Below are 17,450 nucleotides of genomic sequence, written 5' to 3'. Positions count from 1 at the left end.
TAAGCCTTACAGCGCCGATGGTACTGCAGGGGGGACCCTGTGGGAGAGTAGGACACCGCCGAACAATTATTGAGAAAACCCCCGTGCCATTCGGCGCGGGGGTTTTCTGCGTTCAGGGTCGTTTAGGGTCAATGCCATGCGCTATGACCTCGTCATCTTCGACAACGACGGTGTCCTCGTCGACAGTGAGCCGATCTCCAATCGGCACCTGGCCGCCTATTTGACGGAGCTCGGGCATCCGACCTCCTACGAGGACTCCATCCGGGACTACATGGGCTCTGCCATGCACCGGATCCATGACCTCGTCCTGGAGCGGACCGGGCGGCGGCTGCCGGAGGACTTCGACGACGTCTTCCATGCGCGGGTCTTCGCCGCGTTCGAGCGGGAGTTGAAGGCCGTGGCCGGCGTCAGCGGCGTACTGGAGAAGCTCGCCGCGGATGGGGTGCCGTACTGTGTCGCGTCCTCCGGAAGTCATGAGCGGATCCGGGTGGGGCATCGGGCGGCCGGGTTGGACCGGTGGTTCGAGGACGGGCGGATATTCAGTTCGGAGGATGTGGGACGAGGGAAGCCGGCTCCGGATCTGTTCTTGTACGCCGCTGAGCGGATGGGAGTCGAGCCCGGGCGGTGTGTGGTGGTCGAGGACAGTCCGCTGGGGGTCCAGGCGGCCAATGCGGCCGGGATGGACGTGTACGGGTTCACCGCCATGACGTCCGCCGACAAGCTCAAGGGGGCCACTCAACTCTTCTCCGACATGGGTGAGTTGGCGGATCTGATCGTCTGACATTTGTCATGCCGAGGTCTGGACGATCGTTTCTACTGGCGTCCACTCGCCGGACGAGAAGCTGAAGGCATGACGACGAAGACGAACTCGAAGCGTGCGAACCTGGTTCCCCTGATCGTGGACGTGGCAGTGCCGATCGGGGCGTACTACCTGCTCAAGGACGGGCTCGGGATGAGCACGCTGATGGCGCTGGGCCTCAGCAGTGTCGTGCCCGCGGTGCGGACCGGGTGGAGCGTGGTGAAGGAGCGGACGGTCAACGGGCTCGCCGCCCTCATCCTCGTCGTCAACGTCGTGGGGCTGCTGCTCAGCTTCGTCGCCGGTGATCCGCGGCTGATGCTCGCCAAGGACAGTGGGGTCAGCAGTGTGATCGGGATCGGCGTCCTTGTCTCCGTGGCGCTGGGGAAGCCGATGATGACCGCGGGGATGAAGCCCTGGCTGGTGAAGGGGATCGCGGAGCGGGAGGCTGCCTGGGCGCGGCTCCTGGACGGGTCGGCGGACTTCCGGCGGGCCGAGCGGCGGTTCTCCGTGGTGTGGGGGGTCGTCCTGCTGGCGGAGTGCGTGCTGCGGGTCGTGGGGGCGTACACCCTGCCCGTGGACACGATGGTGTGGCTCGGGTCCGTGGTCATGGTGGTGTCGATGGCGGTGGCGTTCCTGGTCAGCGGGGCCATCGGTGCCGGACCCATGGCCGCGATGCTGATGGCCGAGACCAAGGCCGGCGCCCCTGTGCGGCCCGAAGTCGCCCTCGCCCGCTAAAGCTGAGGGAAATTCATCTTTGGCTGGATCTACCCACGAGTACGCTGGGGCCCTACGCTCGCCGCCATGACAGATGTGCTGCGGCGCGGTAGGGCCTCGCTGGCGTTCAGCTTCTTCGCGCAAGGTGTCGCCTTTGCTCTGCTGGTGACGCGGATCCCCGCCATCCAGGACCGGTACGGCGTCTCCGACGCGCTGCTGCCGGCCTTCCTGGCCGCCGTGCCGATCCTCGCCGGGGTCGGAAGCGTCTCGACCGAGCAGCTGGTGAAGCGGATCCGGCCCAGTCGGTTGCTGCGGTTCGCCCAGCCCGTGGTGCTCCTGGCGCTGCTCGGGGTGGGGGCCGGGGACTCGACGGTCGAGCTGGGGGTCTCGCTCGCCGCCTTCGGGCTCGCTGTCGGCATGCTCGACGCGTCGATGAACATGCTCGGGGTGAGTCTCCAGCGGGCGTACGGGCGCAGCATCATGCTCAGCTTCCACGCGGTGTTCAGCCTCGGCGGGATCGTGGGGGCCTCGCTCGCCTGGGTGGGGGCGCACTGGCATCTGTCGTTGTGGGTGTCCTATCTGCCGGTCGTGGTGGTGCTGCTGCCGCTGTGTCTGGTGGGGAGTCGCTGGTACGTCGACGGGGACGGCACCGCCGTGGAGGAGAAGGCGGAGGGTGGGGAGCCGATCGTCTTCAAGTTGCTGCTGCCGCTGTGTCTGGTGATGACCTTCGCGTACATCGGGGACTCCACCGTCTCCAACTGGAGTGCCAAGTATCTGCAGGACGTGCTCGGGAGCTCGGAGCAGCTCGCCACCGTGCCGTACAACGTGTACATGGTGACCACGCTGATCGGGCGGGCCGTCGGGGACTTCGGGGTACGGCGGTTCGGGGCGGCGACGGTCGTACGGCTGGGGGCGCTGGTGGCGGCCGGGGGGTTCGCGGTGGTGGCCGTGGCGCCCGGGGCGTGGGTCGGGATGCTCGGGTTCACGCTGCTGGGGATGGGGCTCTGCGTGCTGGTGCCGCAGACCTTCGCGGCGGCCGGGCGACTGTTCCCGGGGGCGTCGGATGCGGCGGTGGCTCGGCTCAATGTCTTCAACTACGTGGGGTTTCTGGTCGGTTCGCCGTTGGTGGGGGCCTTGGGGGACGCGTGGAGCTATCGCGGGGCCATGCTCGTGCCGATGGTGTTGGTGCTGGTGACGCTTCTGTACGCCAAGTCGTTCGCCGCTCAACCGGACCGATACGGTGGCGGGCATGAGCGGCCGCGCACAGCTGATGTGGGACGAGGCAGTAACGGGCTATGACTTCGGTCCGGACCATCCGATGGATCCGGTCCGGCTCGATCTGACCCGGCGACTGGTGGACGCCTTCGGGCTGGACCGGGACGTGGAGGTCGTGGCGGCGAAGGCGGCCGGAGAGTCGACGCTGCGACTCGTGCACCGGGAGGACTACGTCGAGGCCGTGAAGGCGGCTTCCGTGGATCCCGGGGCGGCCGACCAGTCGTACGGCCTGGGGACGGTGGACGATCCGGCCTTCCAGCGGATGCACGAGGTGTCCGCGCTGATCGCCGGACAGTCGGTCGGGGCCGCGGAGGCCGTGTGGCGCGGGGACGCGCTGCACGCGGTGAACTTCGCGGGTGGGCTGCATCATGCGATGCCAGGGGGCGCGTCCGGGTTCTGTATCTACAACGACGCCTCGCTCGCCATCGCGCGGTTGCTGGAGCTGGGGGCGTCGCGGGTCGCCTATGTGGATGTCGACGTGCATCACGGGGACGGGGTGCAGGCGGCGTTCTGGGAGGATCCCCGGGTGCTGACGATCTCGTTGCACGAGCATCCTCGGACGCTTTTTCCGCAGACCGGGTGGCCCGAGGAGACCGGAGCGGACTCGGCCGAGGGCAGCGCCGTGAACGTGGCGTTGCCGGCGGGGACGGGGGATGCGGGGTGGTTGCGGGCGTTCCATGCGGTGGTGCCGGAGCTGATCGCCGACTTCCAGCCGGATGTGTTGGTGACGCAGCACGGGGCGGATACGCACTTCGAGGATCCGCTGGCTCATCTCGCGGTGTCGTTGGACGCTCAGCGGGCTGTGCAGGTGGCCTGTCATGAGCTGGCGCACTCCCATGCCGGGGGGAAGTGGATCGCGCTCGGGGGTGGGGGGTATGCCGTGGTGGATGTCGTGCCGCGGTCCTGGACGCATCTGGTGGCGATCGCGGCGGGGCGGGCGATTGAGCCGGAGGCGGTGATTCCTGAGGGGTGGCGGCAGGAGGTGTTCGCGCGGACTCGGCAGTTGGCGCCCGCGCGGATGACTGATGGGCGGTGGCCGGTGTCCTATGCGGAGTGGGATGCGGGGTACGACCCTGCGGATCGGCTGGATCAGGCTGTGTTGGCTACTCGGCGGGCGGTGTTTCCGTTGCGGGGGTTGTTGGCGTAGCGCGTTGCGGGGTGCCGGGTGGGGTTGTGTGGCGGCTGCGGGTGCGTTGTGGCTGGTCGCGCAGTTCCCCGCGCCCCTGGGGCGCATGCAGGCCGCGTTACTCCAACTGTGCGGTAGATCTCTGTTCCCCACGCACCCCCGTCTCCCATCCGGCACCATCACTCCCGTGTTGAGCACCGGTGCCCTCCGCGCCCATCTGCTGGCCGCTCGTCTCGCCGGGCCCGTGGCCACCTCGCGGGAGGAGAGTCTGCGGAGTTATCGGTTGTTCGCGGCTCGGGATCCTCGGGTGCTGATCGGGATTGATCCCGAGTGGGTATGGAATGAGCGGGATTTGATCGGGCTGATGGCGGATAAGTGTGGGGTTTCGGGTGATCCAAGGCTTACAACTGGCCGGGATGTGATCGATCCTGAACGAACGCTCGTCGCGCTCGACGCCTTCGCGGAACGGCTCGCGGCAGTTGCCCAGCGCAGCGGGGCCGTGCTCCTCGGGACCGGGCATCCGCACCGACTGCTCGGGTTCTACGCTGCCCTCGCGGACGCGCTCTCGGCGGCGGGATGTACCGTCCTCACCCCTGCGCATGGTCGCCGTGTCGACATAACGACCCGGTTCGGTCTACGTACGTACAACCTTGACTACGTACGAGGAGTCGCGCTCGTGCGGGCGCCGGACGCGGAGAGCTCCGGTTGTGAGACCGGCGCGCACACGCATTCACCGCTCCCGGTTCGTACCGTGCTGGCGGCCGCGGCGGAGAGCGGCGGGCCGCTTCCCGAACTCGTGGTCGGGGATCACGGCTGGGTCTGCGGAGCAGGTCAGCTGGGGTTTGAGGCCATTGGGCTCGCGGATACGGATGACCCCGCGCTCTTTGTGGGGGAGGCCGAGGGGGCCGTGTCCGTCGTCGTTCCACTTGATGACGCTGTGCGGTCTGATTACTACCTGCCGCTGACCCGCTACGTACTCAATCGAGCGTGTCTGTCACAGTAGGCCGCCGATGGGTGCACCTCTTCCCCACTTGCATCACCCGCCCCTACATTGGGGAGTGAGCACGCAGCGACGAAGAGTCACCGGAAGGGGAAGCCGGTGGCCGTCGAGTGCGGAAGGTTCAGGTGTGTCATGGCTGCTGAACAGAGGCCTCTGAGCGAGGTTCAGTTCCTTACCGTGGCGGAAGTCGCCTCGGTGATGCGAGTGTCGAAGATGACCGTGTACCGGCTGGTGCACAGCGGTCATCTGCCCGCGATCAGGGTGGGGCGGTCCTTCCGCGTCCCCGAGAACGCGGTTCACGAGTACCTCCGCGAGAGCTACGTGGGGGTGGAGACAGCCTGACGGCGACGGTTCCGGGGAGCTCACAGGGGGCCTCAGGGCACTCGCGGACCCCCTGTGTGATCTCCCCGGTTCACCTCGATTACGACCTCAGCGCTCGGACGGGTAGGCTAGCCCCTCGTAGGTCGTATGGGCCCATGGCGCCCAACGCCGAGTGATGAGAAGTGAGCGAGGGTAGTCGTGGGCTCTGTTATCAAGAAGCGGCGCAAGCGGATGGCTAAGAAGAAGCACCGCAAGCTGCTCAAGCGCACGCGCGTTCAGCGTCGCAACAAGAAGTAAGGCGACGCCGCGCAAGCAGCGTGTCTGTGGCCCCCCACCCAAAGCCGGTGGGGGGCCACACGCGTGTGGAGGGCAGGGCCGGTGGGCTGGATGTCGTCACCTCGTGCAGTGGGCGGTCATCACAGCGCAACATCGACCCGCTAAGTTGGCGGCACACGGGGAACGCGGCACAGGACCAGTGCTGTATCAGGGCGGCACCAGGCTGGGACGACGGCTGGAAGGAAGGCGCTGATCTTGGGAAAGGTCGTGCTCGTGACCGGGGTGGCCCGACAGCTGGGGGGCCGGTTCGTACGACGCATCCAGCGTGACCCGCAGGTGGACCGGGTGATCGCCGTGGACGCGGTCGCGCCCGAGCATCATCTGGGCGGTGCCGAATTCGTCCAGGCGGACATCAGGCAGCCCGGTATCGCACGGGTCCTGGCCGAGACGGCCGCCGACACCGTCGTACACCTGGATGTGACGGCGATGGCGCTGGGCAGTGGCAGCCGGACCACGGTCAAGGAGACCAACGTCATCGGCACCATGCAGCTGCTCGGAGCGTGTCAGAAGTCGCCGAACGTGAGGCGGCTCTTGGTGAAGTCCAGTACGAACGTGTACGGCTCGGCGCCCCGTGATCCGGCCGTGTTCACGGAGACCACTCCGCCCAAGTCCCTGCCTTCCGGCGGTTTCGCCAAGGACGCGGTCGAGGTCGAGGGGTATGTGCGGGGGTTCGCGCGGCGCCGCCCCGACGTGGCCGTGTGTGTGCTCAGGTTCGCGAACATCCTGGGGCCGACGGCGGACACCCCGCTGGCCTCGTACTTCGCGCTGCCGGTGCTGCCGACCGTGTTCGGGTACGACCCCCGGCTGCAGTTCGTGCACGAGGACGACGTGATCGAGGTGCTCAGGATCGCCTCGCACGAGCCGGAGCGGGGCACGCTCAACAGCGGCACCTTCAACATCGCGGGCGACGGGGTCCTGTTGCTGTCGCAGTGTTCCCGGCGGCTCGGGCGGCCCACCGTGCCCCTGCTGCTGCCGGCCGTCACCTGGGCCGGGTCGCTGGTCCGTACGCTGGGGATGACGGACTTCTCGCCCGAGCAGATCCGGCTGCTCACCCACGGCCGGGTCGTGTCGACGGTCCAGATGCGCGAGACGCTCGGATTCCGGCCGAAGTACACGACGGCGGAGACCTTCGCGGACTTCGCGCGCAGCCAGGGTGCCGGGCTGCTGCCGCCGGAGGCCCTCGCGGGGGCCGTCGACCGGATCGCCGCGCTGCCCCTCGTGGGTGGCGGCCACCCACCGACGCAGAGCGCCAACTGAGGAGCGCATCAACGATGGCGGACGCCAAGGTCATTCCGTTCGACGACGACCGGTCCCGCGCGGGTGCCGTACAGCGGCCGCAGCGGCGCCGGAACGCGGGGAGCCGGCGCAAGGGCCCCGAGCCCGCGCTGGTCCGTGAGGTCCAGCCCCTGCCCAGCAGGGCTTCCGCGCAGGATGATGTTCCTGTGACGCGTGAGGAACAGCCGCCGCAGCAGGCGAACGACGAAGGCGGTCTGGAGCGACGGATCGCCGGGGGTCTCAGCTTCCTGCGCCGCCGGCTCACCGGGGACTACGAGGTCGACGACTTCGGGTACGACGAGGAACTCACCGACCAGGTCCTGATGTCCCTGCTGCGGCCGGTGTACGAGAAGTACTTCCGGGTCGAGGTGAAGGGCGTCGAGAACATCCCGGCGGAGGGTGGCGCGCTGATCGTCGCCAACCACTCCGGGACGCTGCCGCTGGACGGGCTGATGATGCAGGTCGCCGTCCACGACCAGCACCCCGCGAACCGTCATCTACGGTTGCTCGCGGCGGACCTGGTGTTCATGCTGCCGGTGGTCAACGAGCTGGCCCGCAAGGCCGGTCACACCCTCGCCTGCGCGGAGGACGCCGAGCGGCTGCTGGGGCGCGGGGAACTGGTCGGTGTGATGCCGGAGGGTTTCAAGGGCATCGGCAAGCCGTTCAGCGAGCGCTACAAACTCCAGCGGTTCGGCCGGGGCGGCTTCGTCTCCACGGCCCTGCGCCAACGCACGCCGATCATTCCGTGCTCGATCGTGGGCGCGGAGGAGATCTACCCCATGATCGGCAACGCGAAGACGCTGGCCCGCCTCCTGGGCTTCCCGTACTTCCCGCTCACGCCGACCTTCCCGTGGCTGGGCCCCCTGGGCGCGGTCCCGCTCCCCACGAAGTGGACCATCCAGTTCGGCGAGCCGATCCCCACGGACGGCTATCCGCCGGAGGCCGCCGAGGACCCGATGCTGATGTTCAACCTGACCGACCAGGTGAGGGAACAGATCCAGCACACGCTGTACAAGTTGCTGGTGCAGCGGCGGTCGGTGTTCTTCTGAGCCGACTGGCAGAGGTGGTTGCCGGCCGGCAGGCGGTGAGAGCGCCCCGGCCGTGGAGCCGCTGGACGGAGTCCGGCGCGGTTGTCCGAAGCCTGCGCAGCAGTGCGAGGGCAGCAGACAGGAGGGGCCAAGCTTTTGGTGCAGCGGAGGTCGGTGTTCTTCTGAGGTTGTTCGTTGTACGACGGTGGGGGCGCCCTTCGCAGGAAGGGCGCCCCCACCGTCGTACTGGAAAGGCTAGTTCGCGTCCTCGGCGTTGATGCCCAGGCCCGGGAGGAGGCCCGGGAGGAGGGGTGGGACCGTGACGTCCGGGTCGGCGGAGGGGGACGGGGAGGTCGGGGTGGTGCTGCCGGTGTCCTTCGGGGGGTCGAGGAGGCCGCCGGTGTTGCCGCCGAGCAGGCCGTCGTCCGTACTGTCGGAGCTGGCCGACTTGCTGGGGTTGCCGCCGCCGTTGTCCTCGGCGGAGCCGCCGGTGCCCGGGGCTGAAGAGCGGCCGGAACCGGTCGAGGTGTCCGAGGACGCCGAGCCGGAGCCGCCCTGCCGCTGACCGCCGCCCTTGCTGCCGCTCTGAGCCGGGGGCTCGGGGAGCAGGGACTGGAGCGGGGCGACCTCTTCGTCTATGGCGTCGAAGACCTCGGTCACCTGGTCGCTGACATCGCCGAGCTGCACGGGCAGGCGCTCACGCAGCGCGCCCCAGGCCTCGCGGTGCGAGCGCGAGAAGCTGTCGAGGGCCTGGATGGGGCCCAGGGAGTTCGGATCGCGCTCGTACAACTCGTGCAGCAGGCGGTGGCCCTCGGAGGCGTCGTGCTGCATACCGGACAGGGCGCGGCGGATCTCGCCCACGGACTCGTGGTCGAGGTGACCGCCCCGGCCGCGCTCCATCAGCCGCCTGGCCTCGCTCAGCCGGGTGGAGGCCTGGTCGAGGTAGGCGACACCGCGCTCGTCGTCGCCGTCGGACAGGTGGTTGAGCTTGAAGTCCTCGATGCCGCGCTTGAGGCCGTACAGGGAGTCCCCGGGCAGGGCGTCCGAGCTGGCCGCGGCGACTCCGCCGAACGCTCCGGCCGCGACCGACACGCTCAGGCCGCCTGCGGCCAGCCCCTTGGTGAGCCGGGAGCGCGGTCGCAGTTTCCCGAGCGGACTCGCCCGGTGGGCGCCCCCCGCCCGATGGGAGCGCTGCTCGGGGACCGCGGGTTCCGCCCCGTCGCCTGCCAGCAGCATGGCCTCCATCGCGGCCACCAGCTGGGCTCGCTGGACGACCTTGACCTCGGGGTCCAGCTCAGGCCTGGGCAGCTCGCCGAGACACTCCGCGAGGGCCAACAGACGGTCCGGATCGGGGTGTTCCGCAGCGGCCGGCGGGTGTCCTTCGGACTGCTCGGCCGGCGGGTGTCCTTCGGACTGCTCGGCCGCCGCGTCCCGGTCGGACTGCTCCTCCAGGGCCTGGGCGAAGGCGTTCGCCCGCCGGTGCGCCGATACGTTCGCGATCACTGGCGGCACCTCCTCTCGTCATGACGGTCGACTCCCCAGGGGGTCCTGAGGGTTGCACGCCCTGACCACAAGCACACGATCGGGTGATCGATGTCGGCCAGGGAGTGACCACAGGGAGCCTGCATCCCGCACAACGAGCGGCGCGGCACTTGGGTTACGGACTGCGGATGATCGGATCGGGGAGTCAACGGACTTTCACCGAGAGCGAGTTGATGGTTACCGGGCGTGCGCTCTCAGCGGGCGTCGTCCGGGAGGAGCCGGGCCAGGGTGCGGACGGCCCGGTACTGGAGGGTCTTGATGGCGCCCTCGTTCTTGCCCATCACCCGGGCGGTCTCGGCGACCGAGAGGCCCTGGAGGAAACGGAGGGTCACGCACTCCTGCTGCTGCGGGTTGAGCCGGCGGACGGCGTCGAGCAGCGCGGCGTTGGAGAGGGACTCCAGGACGGAGTCCTCCGGGGAACGCTCGACCTCGTTGGCGTCGAGCATCTCGCCGGTGGTGACCTCGAGCCGGAACCGGCTGGACTTGAAGTGGTCGGCGACGAGGTTGCGCGCGATCGTGACGAGCCAGGCGCCGAAGTCGCGGCCCTGCCAGGTGAACGTGCCGATCCTCCTGAGCGCGCGCAAGAACGTCTCGCTCGTCAGGTCTTCGGCGGTGGCCTTACCTCCTACCCGGTAATAGATGTACCGGTACACCGTGTCGCTGTACTGGTCGTACAGGCGGCCGAAGGCGTCGGCCTCGCCGGCCTGGGCGCGTTCGACCAGGTCCATCATGCGGGCGCTGTCGCTGTCCGCGGCCGGACGGCGGGCCGTTGCGGCACCGGTCGGACGCCGTCGTCTGCCGACGGCCGCGGAACCTTCGGCCAGTGCGTAGCACGGGCCGATCGGTGCCGTGGCTACGGCGAGGGCGGGGACGGCGTACGCGGTGGGGACGAAGCCGCGCAACAGGTCTTGGACCGTTGCGCGCAGCGTAGCCAGGCCCGAGGCGTCAACCCCGACGTGTGGGTACACGGGACTCCCAGAGGCAGAGCTTCCATCACGTGCAGTGCGGGACCGTTCACCCGTCGTAGCGACGGAAGGGGTACCGGATTGCGTCTGAGGAGAATAACGCTTAGTGCAGGCCCTGCTACACCCAGTTGCTCTATTCATCGATTACGTCGCTTCTGTAACCGATTGGGGTCCCATCAAGTACCGCAGAGTGACCGGTTGTTGATCGAAAACGGTCGCGTTCTGTCAGTGAACAGGGCGTGTTGTGGCCGTGTGCAGCCAATGTCGCTGCACACGGGGTTACGCCGGTAAAACCCGTGGATTGGTGTGTTTGCCTGGTTACCGACGGCGCTTGTGCAGGGCGATCGCCGCCGCTGTGCCGCCCGCCACCGCTCCTACGCCCGCCGCCGCGGGGATGCCGACCTTCGCGGCCTTCCTGCCGGTGCGGTAATCACGTAGACGCCAGTCCAGTTGCCGTGCGTGCTTGCGGAGCTTGGTGTCCGGGTTGATCGCGTAGGGGTGGCCGACCAGGGAGAGCATCGGGATGTCGTTGTGGCTGTCGCTGTACGCGGCGCAGCGGGAGAGGTCGAGGCCCTCCGCCGCGGACAGGGCGCGGACCGCCTCCGCCTTCGCGGGGCCGTGCAGCGGTTCGCCGACCAGCTTGCCGGTGTAGACGCCGTCCACGGACTCCGCCACCGTGCCCAACGCGCCGGTGAGGCCGAGCCGTCGCGCGATCACCTGGGCGATCTCCACCGGTGCCGCTGTGACCAACCACACCTTCTGGCCCGCGTCCAAGTGGGCCTGGGCGAGCGCGCGGGTGCCCGGCCAGATGCGCTCGGCCATGTACTCGTCGTAGATCTCCTCGCCGATCGACTGGAGCTCGGCGACGCGGTGCCCCTTCACGATGGAGAGGGCCGAGTCGCGGGCCTCCTGCATGTGTTCGGGGTCCTCGAAGCCGGCCAGCCGGAACCACGCCTGCTGCCAGGCGAACTTGGCGAGGTCGCGGGTCTCGAAGAACTTCCGTTTGTACAGGCCGCGGCCGAAGTGGAAGAGGGAGGCGCCCTGCATCACGGTGTTGTCCAGGTCGAAGAAGGCGGCGGCCTTGTCGTCGCCCAGGACCGGGAACTGCGACTCCGGTTCCGCACCGGAGGTGTCCTCGGTCTCCTGGGAGGACTTGCGGGCTGCCTCCGCCGAGGCTTCGCCTGCCAACACGCTTCGCGCCGTGGCGGAGCGCCTACGGGGAGTGAGCCATCCGAGAGCGGCCATGGCGTGAGCATAGCCAGTCTGTTCGGTGGTTCCGGAGTCGCGAGGTTTGAAGGGTGTGAACACTCCGCGACCGCACCGTTAAACAGGGGCGAGAATGGGCGTCATGAGTCCCCTATTCGGCCGCAGGGCGGCCAGGTCTCCCGGTGAACGGCTCGTCACTCTGATCCGCAAGCCGGGCTGTCATCTGTGTGATGACGCACAGTCCGTGATCGAGAAGGTGTGTGGAGATCTCGGGGTTCCCTGGGAGCAGAAGAGCATCGAGGAGGATCCTCAACTCCACGATCAGTACTGGGAGCAGATCCCGGTGGTGCTCGTCGACGGGGAGCAGCACACTTTCTGGCGTGTGAACGAGGATCGCCTCCGCCGGGCCCTGACCGCTTAGGATCGATGGCGAGTTGGTCTCGGGGGCGGGATTATTGAGGGAAGTGTGCGGTTTTGCCTCCAGGAGAGACGCGCGTGACCCCGGTCACGTTGGCCGGGCAAATCGGACACCATCTTTGTGCACGCGTTCACAAAGACATAGCCTGCATTCGACGGGGCGGTCTGGGGACGCATGACCGCCTACAGCCCCGCTCTACCCGCAGGAGCACCGTGGCAACTGGCCGAACTCACCGACCGGCGACCCGTAGCCGAGGAATTCCCGAGGCCACCGTCGCCAGGCTTCCGCTGTACCTCCGCGCGCTGACCGCACTGTCGGAGCGCTCGGTACCCACGGTCTCCTCCGAGGAGCTCGCGGCCGCTGCGGGGGTCAACTCCGCCAAGCTGCGCAAGGATTTTTCCTACCTGGGTTCTTACGGAACGCGCGGTGTCGGCTACGACGTCGAGTATCTCGTCTACCAGATCTCGCGTGAGCTGGGGCTCACCCAGGACTGGCCGGTTGTGATCGTCGGTATCGGTAACCTCGGCGCCGCTCTCGCCAACTACGGCGGGTTCGCGTCGCGTGGATTCCGGGTCGCCGCGCTGATCGACGCCGATCCGGCGATGGCGGGCAAGCCCGTCGCGGGGATTCCGGTGCAGCACTCGGACGACCTGGAAAAGATCATCGAGGACAACGGCGTGTCCATCGGTGTCATCGCGACTCCCGCGGGTGCCGCCCAGCCGGTGTGCGACCGGCTCGTGGCCGCCGGGGTCACCTCCATCCTGAACTTCGCGCCGACCGTGCTGTCCGTGCCGGACGGCGTCGACGTGCGCAAGGTCGACCTCTCCATCGAGCTGCAGATCCTCGCCTTCCACGAGCAGCGCAAGGCCGGTGAGGAGGCCGCCGCCGGTGCCGACGGCGCCGGTCCGGTCGCCGCGGGCCGTGGTGACTCCGCCTCCGCCGACAAAGGGCCCGACGGGGACGTACCCGCCGTGATGCCGGCATGAGTCTCCTCGTCGTCGGGCTGAGTCACCGCAGCGCACCGGTCAGCGTGCTGGAGCGGGCGGCGCTGCATGTCGATGCGCGGGTGAAGTTGCTCCAGGACACGGTCGCGGCGGAGCCGGCCGCGGAGGCCGCGGTGCTGGCCACCTGCAACCGGATCGAGCTGTACGCCGACGTGGACAAGTTCCACGCGGGGGTGGCCGAGCTGTCGACGCTGCTCGCTCAGCACAGTGGGGTGGGGCTGGACGAGCTCACTCCCTATCTGTACGTGCATTACGAGGACCGGGCCGTCCACCATCTGTTCTCCGTGGCCTGTGGGCTCGACTCCATGGTTGTCGGGGAGGGGCAGATCCTCGGGCAGATCAAGGACTCGCTTGCCCGGGCGCAGGAGCTGCACACTGCTGGGCGGTTGCTGAACGATCTCTTCCAGCAGGCGTTGCGGGTCGGGAAGCGGGCGCACTCCGAGACCGGGATCGACCGGGCCGGGCAGTCGCTGGTGACGTTCGGGCTGGAGCAGTTGGCTTCGGGTACGGCTGTGCAGGACTGGGCTCTCGGTAAGAAGGCGCTGGTCATCGGGGCCGGGTCGATGTCCTCGCTGGCGGCGGCGACGCTGGCGCGGGTGGGTGTCTCGGAGATCGTGATCGCCAACCGGACCGCTGAGCGGGCCTCGCGGCTGGTGGAGATCCTCAACGAGGGTGCCTCCGATACGGACGTGGTTGCCCGTGCGGTACCGATGGAATCGGTGTCGGACGAGCTGACACGTGCCGATGTTGTGGTGTCTTGTACGGGGGCCACTGGGCTTGTTCTGACTGCTGAGGCTGTTGCGGCCGGGCGGGGGTGGGACGCGCAACTCGGCGCTGGCGAGGTGCCGCCCGCGCCCACCCGTGCCGCCCCAGGCGGCACATCTGCCCGCGGTCTGGCCGAGCCCGAAGAAAACTGTCCGCTCGACCTCGCCCCCGTGCCCGCCACCGCCGGTTTCTCCGTGCTCGGGGAAGCCGCCGTTGCCGGGATGGCCGCCTCCGAGCTGGAGCAGCATGCCGCCTGGGTGGACAACGCGCCCCGGCCGCAGGGATCCGTCGCTGTCGTCGATCCCGCCCAGGAAGCCGACACGATCGCCGCGCTCGCCGCCACCGCCGCTGTCATCGGGCGGGTGCCCGAGCGGCGTAAGCCGGAGCCTGTCGCCGAGATTCCGCGGCCCACGCCCTCGCTCTTCCTGCTCGATCTCGCCATGCCGCGGGACATCGACGCCGCCGTGCACCGGCTCGGCGGGGTGCGGCTCGTGGACATCGAGTCGCTGGCCGAGGCTTCGGCGGACGCTCCCATGGCGGCCGACGTCGACCAGGTGCGTCGTATCGTCGCCGATGAGGTCGCCGCCTTCGGGGCCGCGCTTCGGGCGGCGCACATCACGCCCACCGTCGTGGCCCTGCGGACCATGGCCGCCGATGTCGTCGCCGGTGAGATCGCCCGGCTCGACGGGCGGCTGCCGGGGCTCGACGACAAGCAGCGCGGGGAGATCACGCAGACCGTGCGGCGCGTGGTCGACAAGCTGCTGCACGCGCCGACCGTACGGGTCAAGCAGCTCGCGGCCGAGCCCGGCGGGGCCGGGTACGCCGATGCGTTGCGGACTCTGTTCGACCTCGACCCCGAGACGGTGGCCGCCGTCTCCCGTGCCGAGGACAGCACCACCGATGAGGAAGGCCGAGGGTCGGCATGAGTACCAAGGCGCTACGGCTCGGGACCAGGCGGAGCAAGCTCGCCATGGCCCAGTCCGGGCAGGTGGCGGACGCCGTGAGCCAGGTGACCGGGCGGCCCGTCGAGCTCGTCGAGATCACCACGTACGGCGATGTGTCCAGGGAGGCGCTCGCGCAGATCGGCGGCACGGGTGTGTTCGTGACCGCGCTGCGGGAGGCCCTGCTCAAGGGGGAGGTCGACTTCGCGGTGCACTCGCTGAAGGACCTGCCGACCGGGCAGCCGGACGAGCTGGCGCTGGCCGCCGTACCCGAGCGTGAGGACCCGCGTGACGTCCTTGTCGCCCGGGACGCCCTGAAGTTCACCGACCTGCCCCGCGGCGCCCGGATCGGTACCGGTTCGCCCCGTCGGGCAGCGCAGTTGAACGCGTACGCCCGTGCGCACGGACTTGATATCGAGACGGTTGCGATCCGGGGGAACATCGACACCCGGATGCGGTTCGTGCGCGATGGTGAAGTGGACGCGGTGGTGCTGGCTGCGGCAGGGCTGCAGCGCATCGGCCGTATCGACGAAGTGACCGACTTCCTGTCGGTCGACACGGTTTTGCCCGCTCCCGGCCAGGGAGCACTCGCGATCGAGTGCACCGCGGACAACGCGGACCTGATCGCAGCGCTCGGCGAGCTCGACGACCCGTTCACGCGGGTCGCCGTGACCGCCGAGCGGTCACTGCTCGCCGCCCTGGAGGCCGGCTGCTCCGCCCCTGTGGGCGCGCTGGCCGACCTGCTGGCCGACGGGCAGATTGTCAAGGAAATGCGCCTGCGGGGCGTCGTCGGCACGACCGACGGCTCGCGCATGGTGCAGTTGTCCACCACCGGTCCCGTGCCCGAGACGTACGACCAAGCAATGGCGCTCGGCCGTGAACTCGCGGCCGGCATGCTTGCCCAGGGCGCGGCCGGTCTGATGGGGGAGCGAGCACAGTGAGCCCCACCACCCTTCCCGCCGGTCCTGAACACGGGCACGTCACCTTCCTCGGTGCCGGACCCGGAGATCCGGGACTACTGACTCTGCGCGCCGTGGAGGCGCTCACGAACGCGGACGTCCTCGTCGCCGGGCATGAAGTGCTCGACGTCGTACGCGTCCACGCTCGTTCGGGCGTCGCTGTCGTGAACACGGACACGGAGTCGCCTTCGACTCCGGTTCCGGGCACGGGCGCGCCCCAACTGACAGTCGTTGACGGCACGTCAACAACCGCTCCTGTCCCCGCTGTACGGGATGCGGCACATCTTGTCATGGAGGCCGCGCGGGGCGGCAGGCGGGTCGTGCGTGCGGTGTCCGGGGACCCCGGGCTCGACGCGTACGCCGCCGAGGAGATGCTGGCCTGCGTCCGTGCGGGCGTGCCCTTCGAGGTCGTGCCCGGTGTGGCCGCCGCCGTAGGCGTGCCCGCCTACGCCGGTGTGCCGCTGCGGGACGCGCAGGGCGCGGACGTGCGGTTCGTCGACGCGCGCACGGCCTCCGACCGGTGCTGGACGGAGGTGGGGGCGTCGGACGGGACGGTGGTCGTGTCGACGACCCTGGACTCCGTGGGCGCCGCCGCCGGGGAGTTCGTCGCGGCCGGGCGCAAGCCCGATACGCCGATGACGGTCACCCTCGCCGGTACCACCACGCGCCAGCGCACCTGGACCGCGACCCTGGGCACCATCGCCCAGACGCTCAAGCAGGCCAAGGTGCTGCCCTCGCCCGAGGGCGGGCGGTCGGTGATAGCCGTGGTCGGTGAGCGGTCTGCCGCCGCGCAGCGCGACCAGCTGTCGTGGTTCGAGAACAAGCCGCTGTTCGGCTGGAAGGTTCTCGTGCCGCGTACGAAGGAGCAGGCGGCGTCGCTCTCCGACCAGCTGCGGTCCTACGGGGCCGTGCCGCACGAGGTGCCGACCATCGCCGTCGAGCCGCCGAGAACGCCCCAGCAGATGGAGCGGGCGGTCAAGGGGCTGGTCACCGGGCGCTACGAGTGGATCGCCTTCACCTCGGTCAATGCCGTCAAGGCTGTTCGGGAGAAGTTCGAGGAGTACGGGCTCGACGCGCGGGCCTTCGCCGGTATCAAGGTCGCGGCGGTGGGTGAGCAGACCGCCAAGGCGCTGATCGCGTTCGGTGTGAAGCCCGACCTGGTGCCGAGTGGTGAGCAGTCGGCCGCGGGCCTGCTCGAGGACTGGCCGCCGTACGACCCTGTCTTCGACCCGATCGACCGGGTGTTCCTGCCGCGGGCCGACATCGCCACCGAGACGCTGGTCGCCGGGCTCATCGAGCTCGGGTGGGAGGTCGACGACGTCACCGCCTACCGGACCGTGCGTGCTTCGCCGCCGCCGGCGGAGACGCGGGAGGCGATCAAGGGGGGCGGGTTCGACGCCGTTCTCTTCACGTCGTCGTCGACGGTGCGGAACCTGGTGGGTATCGCCGGGAAGCCGCACAACGTGACCGTGATCGCGTGTATCGGTCCCGCCACGGCCAAGACCGCCGAGGAGCACGGGCTGCGGGTGGACGTGATGGCTCCCGAGCCGTCCGTGCACAAGCTGGCCGAGGCGCTGGCCGACTTCGGGCTGCGGCGGCGTGCTGCCGCGCTGGAGGCGGGGGATCCCGTCACGCGGCCGAGTGAGCGGCGGCCGGGGGCCAGGCGGCGTCGTACCACCTGAGTCGGGCCAAGGACCACCTTCGAGACACAGCGGACCCGGGCGGCGTCGGCGATGACAAGGGCATCGCGGGCGCCGCCTATACTTTGGCCCAATA

17 protein-coding genes are annotated in these 17,450 nt (G+C 69.2%); 14 read left to right on the top strand and 3 right to left on the bottom strand.

The window, feature by feature from the left end:
• Window positions 1-136: 136 nt before the first annotated feature.
• The 9 genes from AB0D34_RS39300 (at window position 137) to AB0D34_RS39260 (ending at window position 7,895) form a co-directional block, all read left to right on the top strand.
• Window positions 137-781, top strand: a complete 645-nt coding sequence (locus AB0D34_RS39300; protein WP_362670984.1) for an HAD family hydrolase — start codon at window positions 137-139, stop codon at window positions 779-781.
• 69 nt (window positions 782-850) lie between these two features.
• Window positions 851-1,534, top strand: coding sequence for a VC0807 family protein (locus AB0D34_RS39295; RefSeq protein ID WP_362670982.1), 684 nt, complete (start codon window positions 851-853; stop codon window positions 1,532-1,534).
• 66 nt (window positions 1,535-1,600) lie between these two features.
• Window positions 1,601-2,812 carry an MFS transporter gene (locus AB0D34_RS39290; protein ID WP_362670980.1) on the top strand — a complete coding sequence of 404 codons (1,212 nt, stop codon included), beginning with the start codon at window positions 1,601-1,603 and terminating at the stop codon, window positions 2,810-2,812.
• A complete protein-coding gene (locus AB0D34_RS39285; RefSeq protein WP_362670978.1) occupies window positions 2,763-3,935 on the top strand; it encodes an acetoin utilization protein AcuC in 1,173 nt (390 codons plus the stop codon). Before AB0D34_RS39290 ends, AB0D34_RS39285 begins: the two co-directional genes overlap by 50 nt.
• A gap of 166 nt (window positions 3,936-4,101) precedes the next feature.
• Entirely contained in the window at window positions 4,102-4,917 is an 816-nt protein-coding gene (locus AB0D34_RS39280; RefSeq protein WP_362670976.1) for a phosphatase, read from the top strand.
• Window positions 4,918-5,046: 129 nt separating this feature from the next.
• The gene (locus tag AB0D34_RS39275; protein ID WP_016437488.1) at window positions 5,047-5,256 is read left to right on the top strand and encodes a helix-turn-helix domain-containing protein; all 210 of its coding nucleotides are present in this window, start codon (window positions 5,047-5,049) and stop codon (window positions 5,254-5,256) included.
• Between the two features lie 177 nt (window positions 5,257-5,433).
• On the top strand, window positions 5,434-5,532 hold the full coding sequence (locus AB0D34_RS39270; RefSeq protein ID WP_003948845.1) for an AURKAIP1/COX24 domain-containing protein: 99 nt from the start codon (window positions 5,434-5,436) through the stop codon (window positions 5,530-5,532).
• A gap of 234 nt (window positions 5,533-5,766) precedes the next feature.
• Window positions 5,767-6,828: an NAD-dependent epimerase/dehydratase family protein gene (locus tag AB0D34_RS39265; RefSeq protein ID WP_362670973.1), complete on the top strand. Its 1,062-nt coding sequence runs from the start codon at window positions 5,767-5,769 to the stop codon at window positions 6,826-6,828.
• Between the two features lie 14 nt (window positions 6,829-6,842).
• Entirely contained in the window at window positions 6,843-7,895 is a 1,053-nt protein-coding gene (locus AB0D34_RS39260; RefSeq protein WP_362670971.1) for a lysophospholipid acyltransferase family protein, read from the top strand.
• Window positions 7,896-8,129: 234 nt separating this feature from the next.
• On the opposite strand, the gene AB0D34_RS39255 is transcribed toward AB0D34_RS39260, so the two are convergent.
• The 3 genes from AB0D34_RS39255 to AB0D34_RS39245 form a co-directional block, all read right to left on the bottom strand.
• On the bottom strand, window positions 8,130-9,377 hold the full coding sequence (locus AB0D34_RS39255; RefSeq protein WP_362670968.1) for a DUF5667 domain-containing protein: 1,248 nt from the start codon (window positions 9,375-9,377) through the stop codon (window positions 8,130-8,132).
• Window positions 9,378-9,610: 233 nt separating this feature from the next.
• Window positions 9,611-10,384 carry an ECF subfamily RNA polymerase sigma factor, BldN family gene (locus tag AB0D34_RS39250; RefSeq protein WP_362670965.1) on the bottom strand — a complete coding sequence of 258 codons (774 nt, stop codon included), beginning with the start codon at window positions 10,382-10,384 and terminating at the stop codon, window positions 9,611-9,613.
• A 315-nt stretch (window positions 10,385-10,699) separates the two neighbouring features.
• The gene (locus AB0D34_RS39245; RefSeq protein WP_362670963.1) at window positions 10,700-11,626 is read right to left on the bottom strand and encodes an HAD-IB family hydrolase; all 927 of its coding nucleotides are present in this window, start codon (window positions 11,624-11,626) and stop codon (window positions 10,700-10,702) included.
• Between the two features lie 94 nt (window positions 11,627-11,720).
• On the opposite strand from AB0D34_RS39245, the gene AB0D34_RS39240 reads away from it, so the two are divergent.
• From AB0D34_RS39240 to AB0D34_RS39220, 5 genes are all read left to right on the top strand, one after another.
• The gene (locus AB0D34_RS39240) at window positions 11,721-12,008 is read left to right on the top strand and encodes a glutaredoxin family protein (RefSeq protein ID WP_362670960.1); all 288 of its coding nucleotides are present in this window, start codon (window positions 11,721-11,723) and stop codon (window positions 12,006-12,008) included.
• Window positions 12,009-12,217: 209 nt separating this feature from the next.
• Complete coding sequence (locus tag AB0D34_RS39235; RefSeq protein ID WP_362670957.1) at window positions 12,218-12,991, top strand: redox-sensing transcriptional repressor Rex; 774 nt, start codon at window positions 12,218-12,220, stop codon at window positions 12,989-12,991.
• Complete coding sequence (locus tag AB0D34_RS39230; RefSeq protein ID WP_362670955.1) at window positions 12,988-14,700, top strand: glutamyl-tRNA reductase; 1,713 nt, start codon at window positions 12,988-12,990, stop codon at window positions 14,698-14,700. Before AB0D34_RS39235 ends, AB0D34_RS39230 begins: the two co-directional genes overlap by 4 nt.
• Window positions 14,697-15,656, top strand: a complete 960-nt coding sequence (gene hemC, locus AB0D34_RS39225; protein ID WP_362670954.1) for a hydroxymethylbilane synthase — start codon at window positions 14,697-14,699, stop codon at window positions 15,654-15,656. Before AB0D34_RS39230 ends, hemC begins: the two co-directional genes overlap by 4 nt.
• Window positions 15,653-17,356 carry a uroporphyrinogen-III synthase gene (locus AB0D34_RS39220; protein ID WP_362670951.1) on the top strand — a complete coding sequence of 568 codons (1,704 nt, stop codon included), beginning with the start codon at window positions 15,653-15,655 and terminating at the stop codon, window positions 17,354-17,356. The genes hemC and AB0D34_RS39220 overlap by 4 nt, the downstream gene beginning before the upstream one ends.
• Window positions 17,357-17,450 lie beyond the last annotated feature (94 nt).

Source organism: Streptomyces sp. NPDC048420 (assembly GCF_040651535.1).
Classification (GTDB): domain Bacteria; phylum Actinomycetota; class Actinomycetes; order Streptomycetales; family Streptomycetaceae; genus Streptomyces.
The sequence above is the reverse complement of the archived record's forward strand: the minus strand, read 5'-3'. Positions and strand labels throughout refer to the sequence as shown.